This window comes from Thioclava sp. DLFJ4-1, assembly GCF_002020145.1.
In the GTDB taxonomy this organism is placed as follows: Bacteria; Pseudomonadota; Alphaproteobacteria; order Rhodobacterales; family Rhodobacteraceae; genus Thioclava; species Thioclava sediminum.
On sequence record NZ_MPZT01000002.1, the window covers coordinates 883,694 to 905,115 of the forward strand.

General features: G+C 65.3%; 19 protein-coding genes. 12 read left to right on the forward strand and 7 right to left on the reverse strand.

The genetic code is table 11. The annotated features are described in order from the left end of the window. Nucleotides 1–36 precede the first annotated feature (36 nt). From leuS to BMI85_RS09485, 6 genes are all read left to right on the forward strand, one after another. Nucleotides 37–2,595 carry a leucine--tRNA ligase gene (gene leuS / locus BMI85_RS09465; protein ID WP_078600939.1) on the forward strand — a complete coding sequence of 853 codons (2,559 nt, stop codon included), beginning with the start codon at nt 37–39 and terminating at the stop codon, nt 2,593–2,595. Next, nucleotides 2,582–3,079, forward strand: a complete 498-nt coding sequence (lptE, locus tag BMI85_RS09470) for an LPS assembly lipoprotein LptE (RefSeq protein ID WP_078549513.1) — start codon at nt 2,582–2,584, stop codon at nt 3,077–3,079. The genes leuS and lptE overlap by 14 nt, the downstream gene beginning before the upstream one ends. Further along, nucleotides 3,076–4,098 carry a DNA polymerase III subunit delta gene (gene holA / locus BMI85_RS21130; RefSeq protein WP_093477030.1) on the forward strand — a complete coding sequence of 341 codons (1,023 nt, stop codon included), beginning with the start codon at nt 3,076–3,078 and terminating at the stop codon, nt 4,096–4,098. Before lptE ends, holA begins: the two co-directional genes overlap by 4 nt. Next, a complete protein-coding gene (locus BMI85_RS09475; protein ID WP_168174761.1) occupies nt 4,095–5,282 on the forward strand; it encodes a TIGR03862 family flavoprotein in 1,188 nt (395 codons plus the stop codon). Before holA ends, BMI85_RS09475 begins: the two co-directional genes overlap by 4 nt. A gap of 297 nt (nt 5,283–5,579) precedes the next feature. After that, nucleotides 5,580–7,214 (forward strand): alkaline phosphatase family protein, encoded by a 1,635-nt coding sequence (locus BMI85_RS09480; RefSeq protein ID WP_078600943.1) that lies wholly within the window; start codon nt 5,580–5,582, stop codon nt 7,212–7,214. A 25-nt stretch (nt 7,215–7,239) separates the two neighbouring features. Further along, the gene (locus BMI85_RS09485) at nt 7,240–8,598 is read left to right on the forward strand and encodes a cytochrome c peroxidase (protein WP_210402329.1); all 1,359 of its coding nucleotides are present in this window, start codon (nt 7,240–7,242) and stop codon (nt 8,596–8,598) included. Between the two features lie 52 nt (nt 8,599–8,650). On the opposite strand, the gene BMI85_RS09490 is transcribed toward BMI85_RS09485, so the two are convergent. Then, nucleotides 8,651–9,247 carry a glutathione S-transferase family protein gene (locus BMI85_RS09490; protein ID WP_078542496.1) on the reverse strand — a complete coding sequence of 199 codons (597 nt, stop codon included), beginning with the start codon at nt 9,245–9,247 and terminating at the stop codon, nt 8,651–8,653. Nucleotides 9,248–9,419: 172 nt separating this feature from the next. On the opposite strand from BMI85_RS09490, the gene BMI85_RS09495 reads away from it, so the two are divergent. Continuing rightward, the gene (locus BMI85_RS09495) at nt 9,420–10,655 is read left to right on the forward strand and encodes an MFS transporter (RefSeq protein WP_078571153.1); all 1,236 of its coding nucleotides are present in this window, start codon (nt 9,420–9,422) and stop codon (nt 10,653–10,655) included. On the opposite strand, the gene BMI85_RS09500 is transcribed toward BMI85_RS09495, so the two are convergent. Beyond that, complete coding sequence (locus BMI85_RS09500) at nt 10,643–11,494, reverse strand: SDR family oxidoreductase (RefSeq protein ID WP_078601134.1); 852 nt, start codon at nt 11,492–11,494, stop codon at nt 10,643–10,645. The genes BMI85_RS09495 and BMI85_RS09500 overlap by 13 nt on opposite strands. Before the next feature lie 101 nt (nt 11,495–11,595). Here BMI85_RS09500 and ade point away from each other — a divergent pair, with 101 nt between their 5' ends. The 4 genes from ade (at nt 11,596) to BMI85_RS09520 (ending at nt 16,252) form a co-directional block, all read left to right on the forward strand. After that, entirely contained in the window at nt 11,596–13,398 is a 1,803-nt protein-coding gene (gene ade / locus BMI85_RS09505) for an adenine deaminase (RefSeq protein ID WP_078600947.1), read from the forward strand. Next, nucleotides 13,395–14,870: an AMP nucleosidase gene (locus BMI85_RS09510; protein WP_078571151.1), complete on the forward strand. Its 1,476-nt coding sequence runs from the start codon at nt 13,395–13,397 to the stop codon at nt 14,868–14,870. The genes ade and BMI85_RS09510 overlap by 4 nt, the downstream gene beginning before the upstream one ends. A 131-nt stretch (nt 14,871–15,001) precedes the next feature. Continuing rightward, complete coding sequence (locus BMI85_RS09515; RefSeq protein ID WP_075776797.1) at nt 15,002–15,289, forward strand: HU family DNA-binding protein; 288 nt, start codon at nt 15,002–15,004, stop codon at nt 15,287–15,289. Nucleotides 15,290–15,376: 87 nt separating this feature from the next. After that, nucleotides 15,377–16,252 carry a DMT family transporter gene (locus tag BMI85_RS09520; protein WP_078600949.1) on the forward strand — a complete coding sequence of 292 codons (876 nt, stop codon included), beginning with the start codon at nt 15,377–15,379 and terminating at the stop codon, nt 16,250–16,252. Nucleotides 16,253–16,285: 33 nt separating this feature from the next. Here BMI85_RS09520 and BMI85_RS09525 read toward each other — a convergent pair whose 3' ends face one another. The 3 genes from BMI85_RS09525 to dapD form a co-directional block, all read right to left on the reverse strand. Further along, nucleotides 16,286–17,524, reverse strand: coding sequence for a lytic murein transglycosylase (locus BMI85_RS09525; protein ID WP_246832524.1), 1,239 nt, complete (start codon nt 17,522–17,524; stop codon nt 16,286–16,288). Nucleotides 17,525–17,644: 120 nt separating this feature from the next. Further along, nucleotides 17,645–18,010, reverse strand: coding sequence for a hypothetical protein (locus BMI85_RS09530; RefSeq protein ID WP_078600951.1), 366 nt, complete (start codon nt 18,008–18,010; stop codon nt 17,645–17,647). Further along, the gene (gene dapD, locus BMI85_RS09535; RefSeq protein ID WP_078521584.1) at nt 18,003–18,830 is read right to left on the reverse strand and encodes a 2,3,4,5-tetrahydropyridine-2,6-dicarboxylate N-succinyltransferase; all 828 of its coding nucleotides are present in this window, start codon (nt 18,828–18,830) and stop codon (nt 18,003–18,005) included. The genes BMI85_RS09530 and dapD overlap by 8 nt, the downstream gene beginning before the upstream one ends. A gap of 81 nt (nt 18,831–18,911) precedes the next feature. On the opposite strand from dapD, the gene BMI85_RS09540 reads away from it, so the two are divergent. Beyond that, the gene (locus tag BMI85_RS09540) at nt 18,912–19,733 is read left to right on the forward strand and encodes an LOG family protein (RefSeq protein WP_078521586.1); all 822 of its coding nucleotides are present in this window, start codon (nt 18,912–18,914) and stop codon (nt 19,731–19,733) included. A 10-nt stretch (nt 19,734–19,743) separates the two neighbouring features. Here the strand turns inward: BMI85_RS09540 and BMI85_RS09545 are convergent, their stop codons facing one another. Next, a complete protein-coding gene (locus BMI85_RS09545; protein WP_078521588.1) occupies nt 19,744–20,454 on the reverse strand; it encodes a gamma-glutamyl-gamma-aminobutyrate hydrolase family protein in 711 nt (236 codons plus the stop codon). Beyond that, nucleotides 20,451–21,410 carry an amidoligase family protein gene (locus BMI85_RS09550; RefSeq protein ID WP_078600953.1) on the reverse strand — a complete coding sequence of 320 codons (960 nt, stop codon included), beginning with the start codon at nt 21,408–21,410 and terminating at the stop codon, nt 20,451–20,453. Before BMI85_RS09550 ends, BMI85_RS09545 begins: the two co-directional genes overlap by 4 nt. Between the last annotated feature and the right edge of the window lie 12 nt (nt 21,411–21,422).

Genomic DNA, 21,422 nt, shown 5'->3' on the forward strand with positions numbered 1-21,422 from the left:
AGCTCGCGCAGAATTTGACGTGATGAGGGGCCCGACATGGCACGCTACGAACCGAGCCAGAGCGAGACGAAATGGCAAGAGGCTTGGAACAAGGCGGATCTCTTCGCCGCGCGCCGTGACCCGGCCAAACCGAAATATTACGTCCTCGAGATGTTCCCCTACCCGTCGGGCCGCATCCATATGGGCCACGTGCGCAACTACACGATGGGCGACGTCGTCGCGCGCTATAAGATGGCCAAGGGCTTTTCCGTGCTGCATCCGATGGGCTGGGACGCCTTCGGGATGCCCGCCGAGAACGCCGCGATGGACAATAACGGCCACCCGAAGGACTGGACCTACGGCAATATCGCCGTGATGAAGGACCAGATGAAGCCGCTCGGCCTCTCGATCGACTGGTCGCGCGAATTCGCGACCTGCGACCCGGACTATTACGGTCAGCAGCAGGCGATGTTCATCGACATGCTCGAGGCCGGTCTCGTCTATCGCAAGAACGCGGTGGTGAACTGGGACCCGGTCGACATGACCGTGCTCGCCAATGAGCAGGTGATCGACGGCAAGGGCTGGCGCTCGGGCGCGGAAGTCGAACGCCGAGAGCTGACGCAGTGGTTCTTCAAGATCTCCGACTACGCCGAGGAATTGCTCGACGCGCTCGACAACCTCAAGGACTGGCCCGAGAAGGTGCGCCTGATGCAGGCCAACTGGATCGGCAAGTCGCGCGGCCTGCAATTCGCCTTCTCGACCGTCGATGCGCCGGAAGGCTTCGACCGGCTGGAAGTCTACACCACCCGCCCCGACACGCTACGCGGCGCGAGCTTTGCGGCGATCTCGCCCGATCACCCGCTCGCCAAGCATCTGGAGCGGCACGATCCCAAGGTCGCGGAATTCGTCGCGAAATGCCGCGCGGGCGGCACGACGGAAGAAGCCATCGAGACCGCCGAGAAGCTGGGGATGGATACCGGCATCAAGGTCCGCCACCCGCTCGACACGAGCTGGGAGCTGCCGGTCTATATCGCCAACTTCATCCTGATGGATTACGGCACCGGCGCGATCTTCGGCTGCCCGGCGCATGACGCGCGCGACTTCGAATTCGCGACGAAATACGAGCTGCCGATCACGCCCGTCTTCGAGCCGGTCGAGGGCGACTACCCCGAGGCCGAATACGTTCCGCTGAAATCCGAGAAAGTCAGCTACATCCGCGGCTTCGCGGGCGACGAGGTGCAGACCGGCGAAGAGGGCGTCGCGAGTGCCATCGCCTTCTGCGAGGAAAACGGCATCGGTCAGGGCGTGACCAAGTTCCGCCTGCGCGACTGGGGCCTGAGCCGCCAGCGCTACTGGGGCTGCCCGATCCCGGTCGTGCATTGCGAGACCTGCGGCGTGGTGCCGGAGAAGAAGGAAAACCTCCCCGTCGAGCTTCCCTACGATGAGGACGGCCAGAAGATCGACTTCTCGATTCCCGGCAACCCGCTGGATCGCCATCCGAGCTGGCGCGACTGCACCTGTCCGAATTGCGGCGGGCCCGGTCAGCGCGAGACCGATACGATGGACACGTTCGTCGATTCGAGCTGGTATTACGCGCGCTTCACCTCGCCGGGTGCCGCCACGCCGACCGATCCGGCCGAGGCCGAGTACTGGATGAACGTCGATCAATATATCGGCGGTATCGAGCATGCGATTCTGCACCTGCTCTATTCGCGCTTCTATGCCCGCGCGATGCACAAGACCGGCCACCTGCCCGCGAAAGCGATCGAGCCTTTCGATGCGCTGTTCACGCAAGGCATGGTGACGCATGAGATCTACCTCACGCGCGACGCCAAGAATCGCCCTGTCTACCACCTCCCCGAAGAGGTCGAGGACGGCAAGCTGAAGGCGACGGGCGAAGCGGTCGAGACCATCCCCTCGGCCAAGATGTCGAAATCGAAGAAGAACGTCGTCGATCCGATGAACATCATCGCCGAGTTCGGGGCCGATACCGCCCGCTTCTTCGTGATGTCCGACAGCCCGCCCGAGCGGGACGTCGAATGGACCGCCGCCGGCGCCGAAGCGACCTCGAAATTCCTCGCCCGCGTGCACCGCATTGCCGACGATATCGCCAATTCGGATGCGCCCGCGAATGAGGCGGAGGACACGGCGCTCCTGAAGGCCACCCATAAGGCGATCGACGAAGTCACCAAGTCGATCGAGGGCTTCACCTTCAACAAGGCGGTCGCCACGCTTTATGGCCTGACCAACACGATGTCGAAATCGCAGGCCGGAGCCGAGACCAAGCACGACGCGATGAAGCTTATGGCGCAACTGCTGGCACCGATGGTCCCGCACCTCGCCGAAGAGGTCTGGTCGATGCTGGGCGGCGAGGGCTTCGTGATCGCGGCGCGTTGGCCCGAGGCCGACCCGGCGCTGCTGGTCGAGGATTCGGTGACGCTGCCGATCCAGATCAACGGCAAGCGCCGCGCCGAAATCTCGGTACCCAAGGACATGCCGAAGGAAGAGGTTGAAAAGCTGGTTCTGGCCGACGAAGCTGTCGTGAAGGCGCTGGCCGGTGGCCAGCCCAAGAAGCTGATCGTTGTGCCGGGGCGGATCGTCAATGTGGTCATCTGACAGACGCGGATTTCTGGGACTCGCGGGGGCCGCAGGCCTGCTCGCGGGCTGCGGCTTCACCCCGGCCTACGGGCCTCAGGGCGGGGCTGCGAAGCTGCTCGAAGGGGTCGAACCGGCTGCGCCCACGACACGCGACGCCTTCGCCCTCGTTCAGCAGCTGAACGCGCGGTTGGGGGCCTCGCAGGTCACCCGCTACCGGCTCGACTACAAGATCGACACCGAGTCGCTCGGTCAGGGCATCTCGCCCGACAACGCGACGACACGCTACCAGCTCAACGGCACGGTGGATTACACGCTGCGCGATGCGGCGGATAATGCCGTGCTACTGACCGGGCGCGTGACCTCCTTCACCTCGTGGTCCGCAACCGGCACCGTGGTCGCCTCGCAGGCCGCGCAGGAAGACGCGCATCGCCGTCTGATGGTGATCCTCGCCGATCAGATCGTGACGCGCCTGCTGTCACAAGCGCCGGGTCTGCCGGAATGAAGCTGACCGGCGTAGCAGCGACCCGCTATTTCGCCAAACCCGAGCCCGAGCGCACCGGCCTGCTGATCTTCGGGGGCGATGCGATGCGCGTGGCGCTGCGGCGGCAGGAAGTCATCGCCGCACTGATCGGCCCGAAGGGCGAAGAAGAGATGCGCCTGAGCCGGATCGCGGGCGGCGATCTGCGCAAGCAACCCTCGCTGCTGCTCGATGCGATTAAGGAGGTCGGCTTCTTCCCCGGCCCGCGCGTGGCTTTCGTCGAGGATGCGACCGATGCGGTCTCGGACGCGGTGAAGACCGCGCTCGACGAATGGCGCGAGGGCGACGCGCAGATCGTGGTCACCGCAGGCTCGCTCGCCGCGAAATCGAAGCTGCGCAAAGCCTTCGAGGGCCACAACAACGCCTATTCCGTCGGGATTTACGACGACCCGCCGAGCCGCGAGGAGATCGAGGATATCCTGCGCCGCGCCGGTCTGCGCGACATCTCGAACGACGCGATGACCGACCTCGTGGCGCTGTCGCGCGCGCTCGATCCGGGCGATTTCCGCCAGACCGTCGAGAAGATCTCGCTCTACAAATTCGGCGACACCACGCCACTTGGCCCCGCCGACGTGGCCGCCTGCGCGCCGTCTTCGGTCGAGGCGGGCGTCGATGATGTGCTCTCCATCGTGGCCGAGGGCCGCGCACCAGAGCTTGGCCCGGTGATGCGGCGGCTGGAAAGCCAAGGGGTGCAGCCCGTGCAACTCGCCATCGCCGCGATGCGCCATTTCCGCGCGCTGCATGCCGCCGCTTCCGACCCGCAGGGCCCGGGTGCCGGCATCGCCCGGATGCGCCCGCCGATCTTCGGCCCGCGCCGCGACAGGATGCAGCGGCAGGCGCAAAGCTGGGGCATGTACAAGCTCGAGACCGCGCTGAAGGAACTGGTCGAGACCGATCTGACGTTGCGCTCCGCCAGCCGCGCGCCGCAAATGGCGGTGATGGAGCGCGCGCTGATGCGGCTCGCGATGCTGGCCCGGCGGTGAGCGCGGCGGCGAAATCCGCGCTCGTCATCGGTGGCGGCCCGGCGGGCCTGATGGCAGCCGAGGAACTGGCGCGGGCCGGCGTCTCCGTCACACTGGCAGAGGCCAAACCGACGCTCGCGCGCAAATTCCTGATGGCGGGAAAATCCGGACTGAACCTGACGAGGGACGAGCCGCTCGACGCCTTCCTGTCCCACTATTCCCACCCGCAGATCACCGCGATCACCCGCGATTTCGGCCCCGAGGCGGCGCAGAGCTTCGCCCGCGATCTTGGGATCGAGCTGTTTACCGGCTCCACCGGTCGGGTCTTCCCGACCGTGATGAAAGCCTCGCCGATGCTGCGCGCCTGGATCGCGCGGCTCGAATCCCTCGGCGTCACGATCCACACCCGCTGGCGCTGGCAAGGCTTCGACGGCGCAGCGCTGATCTTCGACACGCCCGAAGGCCGTCAGAGCCTGAGGCCCGACGCTACGATCCTCGCGCTCGGCGGCGCAAGCTGGCCGCGGCTTGGCTCGGATGCGGCCTGGGTGCCGTGGCTGAGCGCGAAAGGCGTGGAGATCACCCTATTCACCCCCGCCAATATGGGCTTCGAGATCGACTGGTCGGCGCATATGACAAACCAGCTTGGCCAGCCCGTGAAAGGTGCGGCGCTGATTACGCCGACGCGGCGCACGCGCGGAGAATTCGTGATCTCGGAGCGCGGGCTCGAAGGCGGCGGCATCTATGAACTCTCCACCGAGTTGCGCGAGGGCGCGCCGTTGAGCCTCGATCTCGCCCCGGATCAAAGCGCCGAAGACCTCGCCGCGCGGCTTGCGAAAATCCCGCCGAAACAGAGCCTGACGAACCGCCTGCGCAAAGGCGCGAAGCTGGATCCGGTGAAACTCGCGCTTGCGCTGGAATGGGGCCGCCCGCTGCCCAAGGACCCGGCGCAGCTTGCAGCAACGCTCAAATCTCTGCGTATCCCGCTCGGCCCGCCGCGCCCGATCGCCGAGGCGATCTCCAGCGCGGGCGGCATCGCATGGGACAGCCTCACCGACGATCTGGAACTGACAGCCCTGCCCGGCGTCTTCGCCGCGGGCGAGATGCTCGACTGGGAGGCCCCGACGGGCGGCTACCTGCTGACCGCCTGCCTCGCTTCAGGCCGCCATGCCGGGCGCGCCGCGGCCCAACGGCTCTCTTCCCCTTGATGTAAATATCCCGGGGGGAGGTCCGTAGGACCGGGGGCAGAGCCCCCTCTTTCCGCATTGCTTGTCGCCCTCCGGCGACCGGGGGCAGCGCCCCCCTCACCCGTCGCGCATCGCCACCGCCCAGGCCGATCACCGAACGCTCACGCCGCATCCCATCCGCGTGCATCCGCGGGGGTCTCACCCAGTGGTGATGGTGCGTGAGCGGGACTGTCACCAAATTGCCAAACGCCGTTCCTAGCGAGATGCCACGCGCCCCGTAGCTCACGGGGAAGCTGCCATTTGAATGAGGGACTTTAGATGACCGACACGCTCCGCCTCACCGGTGCCGTCAGCGCACTCGCGCTGGCTTGCGCCGCCGCGACCGCCCAAGCGGGCACCTCCGCCGCCGCCGACACCCAGACCGCCACCCCGATCAAGCACCTCGTGGTGATCTTTCAGGAGAACGTCTCCTTCGACCATTACTTCGCGACCTATCCGAACGCTGCGAACCCCAAGGGCGAGCCGCAATTCACCGCCGCGAAGGACACGCCCAAGGCCGATACGCTCGCAAGCGCCGGTCTGCTGAAGAACAACCCCAACAAGACCAATGCCGCGAATGGCGCGAATGCCGCCGCCCCGTTCCGGCTCGACCGGACGCAGGCCGCGACTGCGGACCAGAACCACGGCTACACCGCCGAGCAGGCCGCGTTCCACGGCGGCAAGATGGATGCCTTCCCGGCCAATACCGGCAAGGGCACCAAGGGCGGCACGGGCGCCTTCGGCACCAAGGGTCAGGTGATGGGCTATTATGACGGCAACACCGTCACCGCGCTGTGGAACTACGCGCAGGCCTACACGATGAACGACAACGCCTTCTCGAGCACCTTCGGCCCCTCGACGCCCGGCGCGATCAACCTCGTCTCGGGCCAGACCAATGGCGCGGTGCTGCCCAAGGGCTACAAACTCGCGGCCGATGGCACCTATGACAAGGGCCGCGTCGTGCCCGACGGCAATGGCGGCTGGACCATGATCTCGGATCTCGACCCGACCGGCGATGTCTGCTCGAACCCGAAATACCCGACGACACTGATGGGCGGCAAGAATATCGGCGATCTTCTGAACGCGAAGAACGTCACTTGGGGCTGGTTCGAGGGCGGCTTCGATCTGACCGCGGTGAACGGCAACGGCACCACCGGCTGCGACCGCTCCTCGCTCTCGCAGGTGACCGGCGAGACCTCGAAGGACTACATCCCCCACCACGAGCCCTTCCAGTATTACAAATCGACCCAGAACCTCGATCACACCCGGCCCGCCTCGGTCGATGCAATCGGCACCTCGGACGATGGCGGCGCGAACCACCAATATGACAGCAAGGATTTCTACGCTGCGCTGAAGAACGGCAACCTGCCGGCGGTGACGTTCCTGAAAGCGTCCGCCTATCAGGACGGCCATGCGGGCTATTCCGACCCGCTCGACGGGCAGGAGTTCATCGTCAACGCGGTCAACGCGCTGCAGCAATCGAAGGGCTGGAAGGACACGGCGATCGTCGTGACCTATGACGACTCCGATGGCTGGTATGACCACGCGATGGCGGTGGTGAACGGCTCGAACATCCCGGTCGCGGGCTATGACGTGCTCAATGGCAGCAACTGCGCCAGCGACAAGACGCTGCCCGGTCTCGACGGCAAGCCGGCGCAGGGCCGCTGCGGCTACGGCACCCGCATCCCGATGCTGGTGATCTCGCCCTATGCGAAGAAGAACGCGGTGGATCACACGCTGGTCGATCAATCCTCGGTCACCAAGTTCATCGAGGATAACTGGCTGAACGGGCAGCGCATCGGTCAGGGCTCCTTCGACGCACAGGCGGGCACGCTCAACGGCATGTTCGACTTCTCGAAAGCGGCCAATGGTAAGCTGATCCTCGACCCTGCCACCGGCACCCCGAAGGGTTGAGGCGATGAGATTGCCGAACCTACGATTGATCACTCCCAAGACGATCCGTTCGGCAGAGGGGGCCGCGAGCATCACGCTCGCGGCTTTCCTTTCGGCCGCCTCCGTCGGGGCGGCGACCGATCCCGCGCCGGGTGCGCGCCCTCAGGGCGATGTCGATCTGAGCGCCGTGGCCGCGATCGGCAAGGCGCTGTTTTCCGACCCCACGCTGTCAGCCAGTGGCCAGATGAGCTGCGCGAGCTGCCACGACCCGAAAAATCACTTCGCCCCCGCCAACGCCCGCGCAGTGCAGCTTGGCGGGCCGCATCTCGACCTGCCGGGGCTGCGCGCGGTGCCCTCGCTCACTTATAAGCGCCAGACGCCGCCCTTCACCTTCGGCGTGCTCGACCCGACCTCGGAGGCGGGCGAGGCCGCGCCGCTGGCGGTCGCACAGCAGGGGACGGGCGCGAAAGAGACTGCAGCGCCAAGCGCCTCCACCCAGCCCGCGCCGCGAAAAACCGCTGGCGCGCCCCCTGCTGCGAGCCCGGTGCCGCGCGGCGGTCTGTTCTGGGACGGGCGCGCGGACACGCTGCAAGAGCAGGCGCTGGCTGTCCTCTTCACCCATTTCGAGATGGCAGAGCCCGACCGCGCAACTCTCGCCGCGACCCTGCGAGCGCGCTACGGCGACCGCTTCGCGCAGCTCTTCGGCGGGTCCGTGCGTGACGACGACAAGATGCTGATCGACGAGGCTGCCTTCGCGCTGTCGCGCTACCAGACCGAGGCGGTGGAATTTCACCCCTATACCAGCAAATACGATGCCGTTCTCGCGGGTGAGGCGCAGCTGTCGCCCCCAGAGGCCCGCGGGCGTGCGCTTTTCGACGATCCGAGGAAAGGCAATTGCGCGGCCTGTCATCTCGACACGCGGTCCGCCGACGGTCGTCCGCCGCAATTCACCGATTACGAATACGAGGCGCTCGGCGTGCCGCGCAACCCGGCGATCCCGGCCAATGCCGATCCGCATTATGTCGATCTCGGCCTCTGCGGCCCGCTGCGCCATGATGCGATTTCGACGCAGCCCGGCAATTGCGGGATGTTCAAGACCCCGAGCCTGCGCAATGTCGCGACCCGGCACGTCTTCTTTCACAACGGGGTCTATACGAGCCTGAAACAGGTGCTGCGTTTCTACGCCAAGCGCGACAGCGACCCGCGCGCGATCTATCCCATACGCGACGGTCAGGTTGAGCGGTTCGACGATCTGCCCGCCCGCTATCAGGGAAATATCGACCGCGCCGATGCGCCGTTCGGACGCGCGCCCGAGGATGGCGACGCGCTGACCGAGGCCGATCAGGCGGATATCATCGCCTTCCTGCAAACCCTCACCGACGGCTACTCGCCTTCAGATGAATGACTTGGGTCAAGGCTGATTGCCGGTGCGGAGTGGGGGCTCGTAGGCCGCCCCCTCACCCGTCGCGCATCGCCACCGCGCGTTTGTAGGCGGGGCGCGCCCGCATCCGGTCGTGATATTCGCTCAGCCGATGCTCGACGATCGGAAATTTCGCCATCAGCGCCCAGTCGAGGCAATGCGCCAGAATGATATCGGGCACGGTCATTTCCTCGCCCATCACGAACTCTCCCTCGCCCATCCGATGGATCAGCGTGCGCTGCGACCGCTCGAACTCCCAGCGCAGGGAATTCTTTATGCCCGACAGCCGCAATTCCTCGGGCAGGATGAAGCTGTGCCGCGCCGCGGTCCAAAGATTCGCGTCGAATTCATCGAGCAGGAATTGCGTCAGACTGTCCTGCCGCGCGCGCTCCAGCGTGCCCGCCTCATGCGTGAATTTCCCATGCGCATCCGCGAGATAGGTGAGAATCGCCGTGGAATCGGTGATCGGCGTGCCGTCGATGACCAGCACCGGCACCTTGCCCGCCGGATTAAAAGCGACGACATCGTCCGAGCGCGGCGCGGCCCGCACATGCTGATACTCCGCGCCCAGCTCTTCCAGCATCCACAGCACGCGCAGCGTCCGCGAGCCGACCGTTCCGATAACCGTATACATCCTGCCTCCCGTCGAAAGTCGCGACATTGGGCCACGGCTGCCGGGGAGGTTCAAGGGCAGCGCGCCATCATCTCCGCGCGATTGTGACCCGGACAAGCCCAAGATTGACGCGCTGCAGCATACATGTCGATATGCGGTCCGCGCGGAAGGGAGATCCGCCGGGAGATGTAAAATGACGCAAGCCAAACTGTTCACGCCGGTTCTGATCGGCGGTGCCGTGATCCTGATGCTGAGCTTCGCCATCCGGGCGAGCTTCGGCGTTTTCCAGATTCCGATCGCCAGCGAGTTCAACTGGCCACGCGCCGAATTCTCGCTCGCCATCGCGGTGCAGAACCTCGCCTGGGGGATCGGGCAGCCGATCTTCGGCGCGATTGCCGAGCGCTGGGGCGACCGGCTGGCGATCATTCTCGGCGCGCTGGTCTATGCGCTCGGTCTCGTGCTTTCGGCCTTCGCGGTGGAGCCGGGACAGCATCAGCTTCTGGAAATCCTCGTGGGCTTCGGCATCGCGGGTACGGGCTTCGGCGTGATCCTTGCCGTGGTGGGCCGCGCGACCTCGGACGAGAACCGCTCGCTCGCGCTTGGCATCGCGACGGCGGCAGGCTCGGCCGGGCAGGTCTTCGGCGCCCCGATGGCGGAGCTGCTGCTGGGCCATTTCCCATGGCAGACGGTCTTCGTGATCTTCGCCGCCGTGATCCTCGCCTCGCTGGCCTTCCTGCCGCTGATCCGCGCGCCCGAACGCGCCAGCCGCGAAGAACTGGCCGAGAGCATGGGCAGCGTCCTGATGCGCGCCTTCCGCGATCCGTCTTACACGCTGATCTTCCTCGGCTTCTTCTCCTGCGGCTATCAGCTTGGCTTCATCACCGCGCACTTCCCCGCGATGGTGACCGAGATGTGCGGCGCGGTGCCACCCGGATCGCTGCTCGCCGGGATCGGGATCGAGACGACCTCGGCGCTTGGCGCGGCGGCGATCTCGGTAATCGGGCTGGCCAATATCGTGGGCACGATCTACGCGGGCTGGGCGGGCAAACGCTGGTCGAAGAAATACCTGCTGGCCGGGATTTACCTGCTGCGGACCTTCGTCGCCGGCGCCTTCATCCTGACGCCGATGACGCCCGCGACGGTGCTGATCTTCTCGCTCGCGATGGGGGCGCTGTGGCTTGCGACGGTGCCGCTGACCTCGGGGCTGGTCGCGCATATCTACGGGCTGCGCTACATGGGCACGCTCTACGGGATCGTCTTCTTCTCGCATCAGGTGGGCGCCTTCCTCGGCGTCTGGCTGGGCGGCAAGCTCTACGACATCTACGGCGATTACACGCTGGTCTGGTGGGTCGGCGTGGGCGTGGGCGCGTTCTCGGCCATCGTGCATCTGCCGGTGCGTGAAAAGCGGGTCGAGCTTCAGCCCGCCTGATCGAGCAGCGCGCGCAGCCCTTCGCGGTAATCCGGGTAGCGCAGCGTGACGCCAAGGTCGCGTTTGATCTTGTCGTTCCGCACGCGCTTGCTCTCGGCATAGAAGCTGCGCGCCATTGGGCTGAGATCGGCCTCCTCGAACGGGACCTCAGGCGGCAGCGGCAGGTCGAGCAGCTCAGCCGCATAGGCGATCACGTCCTGCGGCGACGCAGGATCGTCGTCGCAGACATTATAGACTGCGCCCGGATCGGGATGCTCGATCGAGGCCAACAGCACCTGCGCGATATCCTCTACATGGATGCGCGAGAAGACCTGCCCCTCCTTGACGATCCGCCGGGCTGTGCCCTGCCGTACCTTCTCGAAGGGTCCGCGCCCGGGGCCGTAGATCCCCGCGAGCCGGAAGATATGGAGCGGCAGGTCACGGGCTGCGGCCAGCGCACCCCAAGCCGCCTCGGCCTCCACCCGCGCCTGTCCGCGCTTGGTCGAGGGGGTCAGCGGCGTTGCCTCATCGACCCAGCCGCCCGCGTGATCGCCATAGACGCCGACGGTCGAAAGATAGCCGATCCACTCCAGATGCTGCGCTGCAGCAATTTCGGAATGCTGCGCAGCGAGAACCGGGTCGCCCTCCGGTCCCGGGGCCACGGAACTCAGTAGATGCGTCGCCTGATCGAGCGGCAGAGGCCCGCCTTCCCAGACCAGCGGCTCCACGCCTTCGCTGCGCAGCATTTCGGCCTTCTCTACGCTGCGCGTCGTGCCGATCACCCGCCAGCCGCGCGCCAGAAGAAGCGGCGCGAGGGCACGGGCGGAATAGCCATGTCCGATGGAAAGAAGCGTCGGCATCACGGCCCCCTTTGCGTTTCTGTCATCCGTCATAGGTAGAGGCTGTGTGAAGGCATAACAACGTCTCTTGAACCTTCCCGCACGCAATGACAGGCTTGGACATGGAACAGAAGAACAAGACCAAATCCTGGCCCGAAGCCGCACCGCGATTGATTGCCGTGGCTGCCGGGCGCGAACCCGCCGACCTCGTGATCCGGGGTGGCAAATGGGTCAATGTCCACACGCGTGAGGTTCTCGAGGGCTACGATATTTCCGTGGCCGAAGGGCGATTTGCCGCCGTGGCTCCCGATCTGTCGGACAGTATCGGACCCGACACCGAAGTGATCGACGCCGCGGGGCGCTACATGGTGCCGGGCCTGTGCGACGCGCATATGCATATCGAGAGCGGCATGCTCACGCCCGCCGAATTCGCCGCCGCGGTGATCCCGCATGGCACGACGAGCATGTTCACCGATCCGCATGAGATCGCCAACGTGCTGGGCCTCGACGGCGTGCGGATGATGCATGACGAGGCGCTGATGCAGCCGGTGAACATCTTCACCCAGATGCCCTCCTGCGCGCCCTCCGCGCCGGGTCTGGAGACCACCGGCTTCGAGATCACCCCCGAGGATGTGGCCGAGGCGATGACATGGCCCGGCATCATCGGCCTAGGCGAGATGATGAACTTCCCCGGCGTGATCAATGCCGATCCTAAGATGCTGGCCGAGATCGCCGCGACGCAGAACGCGCATAAGACCGTGGGCGGTCATTACGCCTCCCCCGATCTGGGCGCGCCGTTCCGCGCCTATGTCGCGGGCGGGCCCGCCGACGATCACGAGGGCACCTGCGAGGCCGACGCGATCGCGCGGGTGCGCAACGGGATGCGCTCGATGATGCGGCTGGGCTCGGCTTGGTATGATGTGGAGACGCAGATTACTGCCGTCACCGAGAAGGGTCTCGATCCGCGCAACTTCATCCTCTGCACCGATGACTGCCATTCCGGCACGCTGGTGAATGACGGGCATATGAACCGCGTCTTCCGCCATGCCGTGGAGTGCGGCGCCGATCCTCTGGTCGCGCTGCAGATGTGTACGATCAACACTGCGACCCATTTCGGGCTGGAGCGCGAACTTGGCTCTATCACGCCGGGCCGCCGGGCCGATGTGATCCTGACCTCGGATCTGGCGACGCTGCCGGTCGAGCAGGTCATCGCGCGTGGGCGCACCGTGGCGAAGGATGGAAAACTGCTGGCGGAGTGCCCGCATTACGACTGGCCCGAAAGCGCGCGCGACACTGTGCACCTGGGCAAGACCCTGACGGGCGCGGATTTCGAGATCGCGGCCCCTGAGGGCGCCAACACGGTCACCGCCCGCGTGATCGGCGTGGTCGAGAACCAGGCGCCGACCAAGGCGCTGACGGCAGAGCTGGACGTGACCGACGGGCTCGCCCAGCCCGACACCGCCAAGGACATCGCGCAGATTGCGCTGGTGGAACGCCATCAAGGCACCGGCGGCGTCACCAACGGCTTCGTCTCGGGCTTCGGCTACAAGGGCCGGATGGCCATGGGTTCGACCGTGGCGCATGACAGCCACCACATGATCGTGGTCGGCACCGACCGCGAGATGATGGCCGCCTGCGCCAACGCGCTTGGCGAGATGGGCGGCGGGGTCTCCGTCTGGAAGGACGGCGAAGAGATCGCCGCCGTGCCGCTGCCGATCGCAGGGTTGATGTCGGACGATCCGGCGCAGACCGTGGCCGCACGCGCCGCCAAGATGGTCGAGGCGATGGGCGCCTGCGGCTGCACTTTGAACAACGCTTACATGCAGCATTCGCTGCTCGCGCTCGTCGTCATTCCCGAGATCCGCATCTCGGATCTGGGCCTCGTCGACGTGACGCGTTTTGAACTGACGGATCTTTTTGAATGAATGAAACGCTAGACCTCATCACCCCCGACGCAGCCCCTGCGGAGAGCTTCACCGATGCCGCCGAGGCCGTCGCCCGGCTCGAGGCGCTCTATGACGAGGCGACCGCCTTCCTGCTCGAGAAATTCAACGAAACGCTCGAGAGCAAGACCGCGCGGAACCGCTTTCGCGCCTTCTACCCGGAGGTGCGCATCTCCGTTTCCTCGCATATCAAGGCTGATAGCCGCTTGAGCTTCGGCCATGTGGCGCTGCCGGGCACCTACACGGCGACGATCACGCGGCCCGACCTGTTCCGCAATTACCTGACGCAGCAGCTGGGCCTCCTGATCAAGAACCACAATATCCCGGTCACGATCGGCCCCTCCGACACCCCGATCCCGGTGCATTTCGCCGTGGCCGCGCATCCGGAAGTGACGGTGCCGCAGGAAGGCGTTCTCGACTTCTCGCTGCGGGACGTGTTCGACGTGCCTGACCTTGCGGGGATGAACGACGATATCGTCAACGGCATGGCCGGGCCAAACCCGGATGGCTCGGGCCACCTCGCGCCCTTCACCGCGCAGCGGGTGGATTACTCGCTGGCGCGCCTGTCGCATTACACCGCGACCAAGGCCGAGCATTTCCAGAACCACGTGCTGTTCACGAACTACCAGTTCTACGTGGATGAGTTCGAGGCCGTCGCGCGCCGCCTGCTGGGCGACAAGAACTCGGGCTATACGAGCTTCGTCGCGCCGGGCAATCAGGAGATCACCGACCCGCAGGATGAGATTCCGGGCCTCGCGAAGCTGCCGCAGATGCCCGCCTATCACCTCAAGCGTGCGGATGGCGGCGGGATCACGCTAGTCAATATCGGCGTCGGCCCGTCCAATGCGAAGACCGCGACGGACCACATCGCCGTGCTGCGCCCGCATGCCTGGCTGATGGTCGGTCACTGCGCGGGTCTGCGCAATTCGCAGCAGCTTGGGGACTTCGTCCTCGCCCACGCCTATCTGCGCGAAGACCATGTGCTCGACGACGATCTGCCCGTCTGGGTGCCGATCCCGGCGCTGGCCGAGATCCAGATCGCGCTGCAGGAAGCGGTGGCCGAAGTGACGAAGCTGGAAGGCTACGAGCTGAAGCGGATCATGCGGACCGGCACTGTCGCCACCATCGACAACCGCAACTGGGAGTTGAGAGACCAATCCGGCCCGGTTCATCGCCTGAGCCAGTCACGCGCGGTTGCGCTCGATATGGAAAGCGCCACGATCGCGGCGAATGGCTTCCGCTTCCGGGTGCCCTACGGCACGCTTCTCTGCGTCTCGGACAAACCGCTGCATGGCGAGCTGAAGCTGCCGGGCATGGCGACCGAATTCTACCGCACGCAGGTGGCGAGCCATTTGCTGATCGGCATCCTCGCGATGGAGAAACTTCGCGAGATGCCTCTGGATCGGATTCACAGCAGGAAATTGCGTAGCTTCGAGGAAACAGCTTTTCTGTGACGTGGGAAAAACCCGCCCATTCTGGGAAAAGGGCTTGCCATGCTCAATAAAAACGTGTGGAACATGGCCCACCAACCGTGCAACGCGGACGAAATTGACCCTGGATTACCGGGGCGGAGAGAGGAACGAATATGTCGAAACCGATGACCAAGACCCAGCTGGTGGCAGCCCTCGCCGAGGCGATGGACGCCGACAAGAAGACGGCTTCGGCCGCACTCGACGCGATCACCGACGTCGTCACCAAAGAAGTGTCGAACGGCGGCGCCGTTACCCTGCCGGGCATTGGCAAAGTCTACTGCCGCGAGCGCCCCGAGCGCATGGTCCGCAACCCGGCCACCGGCGAGCAGATGCAGAAGCCGGCTGACAAGCAGGTCAAAGTGACCGTGGCGAAAGCGCTCAAGGACAGCGTTAACTCCTGATCGCAGGACTCTCTCAATCGAGGGACAGCCAATTTTTTAGGGCGCTCGCGAGCAATCGGGGCGCCCTTTTTCAGGCCCGGAGGAAAGATGGATCTGCGCGCGATCGGAATGGGGCTCGCTTTTGCCCTGATGTGGTCTTCGGCTTTCACGTCCACGCATATCATCGTGGCAGAGGCTCCGCCCCTTGCAGCCCTTGCCCTGCGCTTCGCCCTGTCCGGGGGGATCGGCATCGCGCTGGCACTGGCCTTCGGCCAAAGCTGGCGGCTGAGCCGGGCGCAATGGCGCGCCACGATCATCTTCGGAATTTGCCAAAACGCGCTCTACCTAGGGTTTAACTGGGTCGCGATGACCACGGTCGAAGCCTCGGTCGCGGCGATCATCGCCTCGACCATGCCGCTGATCGTCGGCGCGCTCGGCTGGATCGTCTTTCGCGACCGGATTCCGCCCCTCGGCATCGCCGGGCTGGTGGCAGGTTTCGCGGGCGTCGGCATCATCATGGGCGCACGGCTGCAAGGCGGGATCGACCCGTTCGGGCTCGGCCTCTGCGTCGCGGGCGCATTGGCGCTGGCGGTGGCGACGCTCACCGTACGCGGCGCGAGCGGCGGCGGTGGCGGCGTGCTGATGATCGTCGGCCTGCAGATGCTGGTGGGGGCTGTGAGCCTCGCCGTGGTCTCCGCCTTCACCGAGCATCTCGTGGTCGAGGTGACGTCGACACTGGCGCTGGCCTTCACCTACACGGTGATCGTACCAGGGTTGATGGCGACCTGGGTCTGGTTCCGGCTGGTGGGCCGCATCGGCGCGGTGCGCGCGGCGACCTTCCACTTCCTCACGCCGGTCTTCGGCGTCGCGATCGCCTGGGCGGTGCTGGGCGAGCATGTCGACTGGCACGACGCGCTTGGCGTTCTGGTGATCGCAGGCGGCATTCTCGCGGTGCAGATCTCAAAGCAGGAGGCGCGGAGGTAACCCCCCGCGCCCCTGAACTTTACGCCTAGCAATTCACGAGCCGCGCAGCACCTGCAGCAGCTCCAGCGTGGCGTAGCCATCGGGCGGCAGACCGCGCGATTTCTGGAAGGCCACGATCGCCTTCGACGTATTCGCACCGATCTTGCCGTCCGTGCCGTCCGTATCGAAGCCCGCCGCGGTCAGCCGCTCCTGCAGCTCGACCTTCTGCTTGGAACTGAGCGGCTTGCCGGTGCGGGGCCAATCCTGCACGAAGGGCCCCTTCCCTTTCAGACGATCCGACAGATGCCCCACGCCGATCACGTAGCTGTCGGCGGAGTTGTAGCGCGAGATCGCGCGGAAGTTGCCGAAGATCATGAAGGCGGGCCCCTTCGCGCCCGCTGGCACGAGGATCGACGCCGAACCGTAATTCGGCACCGTGCCGCCCGTGGCCGAGCGCACGCCAAGCGCCGCCCAGTCGGCAGGGCTCTTCTTCGTACCCTTGCCGGTGAGGCCGTAGTTGAAGCCTGAGGGCAGGATGACCTCGACGCCCCAGGGCTGCCCCTTCGACCAGCCCGAACGCGCCAGATAGGCCGCCGTCGAGGCCAGCGCATCAGTCGGGTCTTCCGACCAGATATCGCGCCGACCATCGCCGGTGAAATCAACCGCGTAGGACAGGTAGGAGGTCGGGATGAACTGCGTGTGGCCCATCGCCCCGGCCCAAGAGCCGGTCATGTGCCGCTCGTCCACGTCGCCCGACTGAATGATCTTGAGCGCCGCGATCAGCTGCTTGGCGAAGAACTCGCCGCGCCGCCCGTCATAGGCAAGCGTCGCAAGCGCGGGGATGATCGCCGTCTTGCCACGATAAGCGCCGTAGCGGCTCTCCATACCCCAGATCGCGACGACGACCTCTTTGTCGACGCCGTATTTGCGCTCGATCGCGTTCAGCTGCCGGTCGTATTGCCGCAGCATCTGCTTGCCGGTTGCGACGCGCTCATCCGAAACCGCGCTATCGAGGTAATCCCAGATCGACTTGGTGAACTCCGATTGGTAGCGGTCGCGCTCGATCACCTTGGGATTGTAGCGCACATCGGCCATCGCGCGGTTCCAGGTGTATTCGGTGATGCCGTTGGCCAGCGCACGGGATTTGAAGCCCGCGAGGAAGGACTCGAAACGCGCTTCCGTCGCGGCGTCCGTCGGCGGGATCGGGTCCGCCACCGGCGCGCTGCCCCGCGCCAGCGGCCGGGGCGAGGATTCGGGGGGCCCCGCACAGGCCGAAAGCGCAGAAAATGCCATAAATGTCAGTGGGATGATCTTGCCGGGAATTGCCATGGTGCCTGCTCGCTGTTTTGCTCTTTGAACCAGTGTATCAACGGTTCGTGAGGTTTCAACGGGCGTCACATGACACTCTAAGGCTTACTGGAGCGGCTTCTTGTCGTTGCCGAAAAACGGCTCCATCTGGGCGATGATCACGGAGTTCTCGTCGAGCGCACGCTGCATCAATTCACGTTCCGCATCGTCGATCTCATGGCCCTGTTTCTCGCGTTCCGCGAGCGTGCCGTAACCCGTGACGTCAAGCGGCGCCATCTCGGCCTGCTTGAGGATCGCCACGGTCTCGCGCACGGCCTCTGCCTCGTCCACGCCCGAGGCGTAGCACAGCAGCCCCGCCCCCGACGCGCCTTTCGGCAGACCGTCATTGGGCGAGCGACCAACCTCGACCAGCAGGGTAAAGACCTGCTGGCGCGAGGGTTTCTTCTTCGGCTTTTCCGGCGTCTCAGTCACGCAGCAGCTCGTTGATGCCGGTCTTCGACCGGGTTTGCGCATCGACGCGCTTCACGATCACCGCGCAATAGAGGTTGATGCCGTTCTTGGACGGCATCGAGCCCGACACGACAACCGAATAAGGCGGCACTTCGCCATACATCACGTCGCCGGTCTCGCGATCGACGATCTTGGTCGACTTGCCGATATAGACGCCCATGCCCAGCACCGAGCCTTCGCGGACGATGCAGCCTTCGACGACTTCCGAGCGCGCGCCAATGAAGCAGTTGTCCTCGATGATGGTCGGGCCGGCCTGCATCGGCTCCAGCACGCCGCCGATGCCGACGCCGCCCGAGAGGTGCACGCCCTTGCCGATCTGCGCGCAGCTGCCGACGGTGGCCCAAGTGTCGACCATCGTGCCCTCGTCGACATAGGCGCCGAGATTCACGAAGGAGGGCATCAGCACCACGCCCGGCGCGATATAGGCCGATTTGCGCACGATGCAGTTCGGCACGGCGCGGAAGCCACCGGCTTTCCACTCTTTGTCGCCCCAGCCTTTGAACTTGCTGTCGACCTTGTCCCACCAGTGGCCGCCCTGCGGGCCGCCATCCTGCTGCTCCATGTCCTTGAGGCGGAAGCCGAGCAGAACCGCTTTCTTGGCCCATTGGTTCACATGCCAGTCGCCGTTCTCGCGTTTCTCCGCAACACGCAGCTCGCCGCGATCCAGCGCGTTGAGCGTATCTTCGATGGCCTCGCGGGTCTCACCGCCGGTCGAGGGCGTGATGGTGTCGCGGGCTTCCCAAGCGGCTTCGATTGCAGTTTCGAGCGCGGCGTTCGACATGGGCAAATCCTCTTTCAGGTGGCCTTTACAGCGTTCACGCTATAGTTGGTCAAAGCGAAACGCGCAATGAGCAGGTGCCCCATGAAGGACGACACGACGCATTCGTTCCGCCACTCGCGGGACGACGCGCAGACCGCAAAGAACATTCCCGACACGCCACAGACCCGCGCGCCCGCCTATCGGCTGGCCTATACGGATGTGGATTTCATGCTGCGCGACGAGCTGCGCCCGGTGCGGCTGCAGCTCGAATTGCTCAAGCCGCAGCTGATCATGGACGAGCGCGGCATCGAGTCGACCATCGTCATGTTCGGCGGCGCGCGCATCCCCGCGCCCGAGAACAAGGCCAACGCGAAGACCGAGTATCTCGCGGAACTTTCGGGCTACTACGAAGAGGCCCGCATCTTCGCGCGCGAGATGACCGAACGCTCGATGCAGGAATACGGCCGGGAGAACGTGATCTGCACCGGCGGCGGCCCCGGCGTGATGGAGGCGGGCAATCGCGGCGCGCATGAGGCGGGCGGTCAGTCGATCGGTCTCAACATCGTGCTGCCGCATGAGCAGGCGCCGAACGAATACGTCACGCCCGATCTGACCTTCAACTTCCACTATTTCGCGATCCGGAAGATGCATTTCCTGATGCGCGCCCGCGCCGTGTGCGTCTTCCCCGGCGGCTTCGGCACGCTCGACGAGATGTTCGAGGCGCTGACCCTGATCCAGACGGGCCGGATGTCGAGAATCCCCTTCATCCTGTTCGGGCGCCAGTTCTGGGAAGAGATCATCAACTGGGATCGGCTGGCCGAGGCCGGAACGATTTCGCCCGAGGATCTCGATCTGGTGAGCTTCGTCGAGAGCGCCAAGGACGCGGTCGCGATCATCGACAATTGGAATTACGAGAACTGCTGAGGCGCGGCGCTCAGGCCTTCGCCTCGGCGCTGACCTCGGGCAGTTGCGCGCGGTGCTCATGGCTTGCGCGCGCTGCCGCCACCAGTGCCCGGAACAGCGCACGCTGCCGGTGGGCATAGGTGAGGTATTCCGGGTGCCACTGAACGCCGAGGGCGAAAGGCTCCTCGACGCGCTCGACTGCCTGTACCATTCCCGACCCATCGCGCGCCGCGACCCGTAGCCCGTCGCCCAAGCGATCCACGGCCTGACTGTGCAGCGCGTTGACCCGCATCGGCGCGAGCCCTGCCAGCGCACCGAGCCGCGAGCCGGGTTCGACTCGCACGTCCTTCTTCGGCAGAAGCGTCGTGTGTTTATGCGCGTTGTAATGATCGTAGGCGTCCTGATGCAGATCGCCGCCCAGCGCGACATTTATCATCTGCGCGCCACGACAAATCCCAAGCACCGGCTTGCCCTGCGCCATCGCTTCCTCGACGAGGCATTTTTCCAGCTCGTCGCGCGCCGGGTCGAGCACCGCGCTCGCGATCAGATCGCCGCCATAGAGTTCGGGTGAAATGTCATCGCCGCCGCCCACGATCACACCGTCGACATGCTGCACCTCAGCGCGTTTGCCCGCGACCCAGCGAACCGAGCGACCGCCCGCCAGCCAGACGCCGAAGGCGATGAACGGGTAGACCCGCCACCCGGTGCGACGCGATGTCGATATGCCGATCAGGGGCTTCATCTATGCCCGGCAAGCCTCAGAATTTTCTCGCAGGTCTCGACCCATTTCCCGCCCAGCAGATGGAATTCGGTCTTCGCCGTCAACCATTCGCGACACATCAGGCCCAACAACTCGGGCTCCGCCGCGAGCGTCTCCACGAACCACCAGCGCCGCCACTCGCTGTCGAGCGACCAGGTTTCATCGTCGATGCGGCAATCGGGCAGACGGAAATGGAAGGCGGGACGCGGCGAAACGGTGCCCCCCTTCCCTTCCTCCGGTGCAATCAGATCGGGCCGTAGCTCGCAGAAGATCGGCAGCATATCCAGCCCGTGGTTCCGCGACAGCGTGTGCCTGCGATAGGTGACGATCACCTCGTCGAGCGCGGCATCGGGGCCAAGCCGCGCCAAATCCTCGATCAGCTTCTTCGGATAAGGCGCAGTGAAAGGCAGCACTTCGCGCGTCCTCTCGATCGGCCAGGTCTCGCGCATCCACTCCTCGATCAGCGCGAAGGCCAGAAGCGGGCGAACGATATCTTCAGCCTTGCTGGAGGCGATCTCCGGGTTGAGATGAAGGCCGAACCCATAGAGCAGAGACCGCCCCGTACCTTGCGCGCCTTCGCTGCGCAGCAATTCAATGAAATCAGAGAGTTGAAGAAGGCCTTCGCGGTCCAGCGGCTCGGTCACAATCTCGACCGGAATGACCTCGCGCCCGATACGCAGACCCAGTTCCTTGAGCGCACCGTCGGCTTGCTTGCGCACCGAGATGTCGAGATAGACCTGCAGATCGCCGAGCTTCGTGCCGGTGACTTCCCAGTCCTGACCGTCGCTGCGCCGCGCCTCGCCCCCAAGGGCCTGCGCGGCGATCTGCGCGATGCGCGCCTCGGTCAGCCCGGCAAACTCGATCTCCACGCCAGTGCGGCGCGGCTTTCCCTCGGCATTACAGGGCTTTGGAAGCGGGGCGATGGCCTCTCGCGTCATGACGTCTCCGGT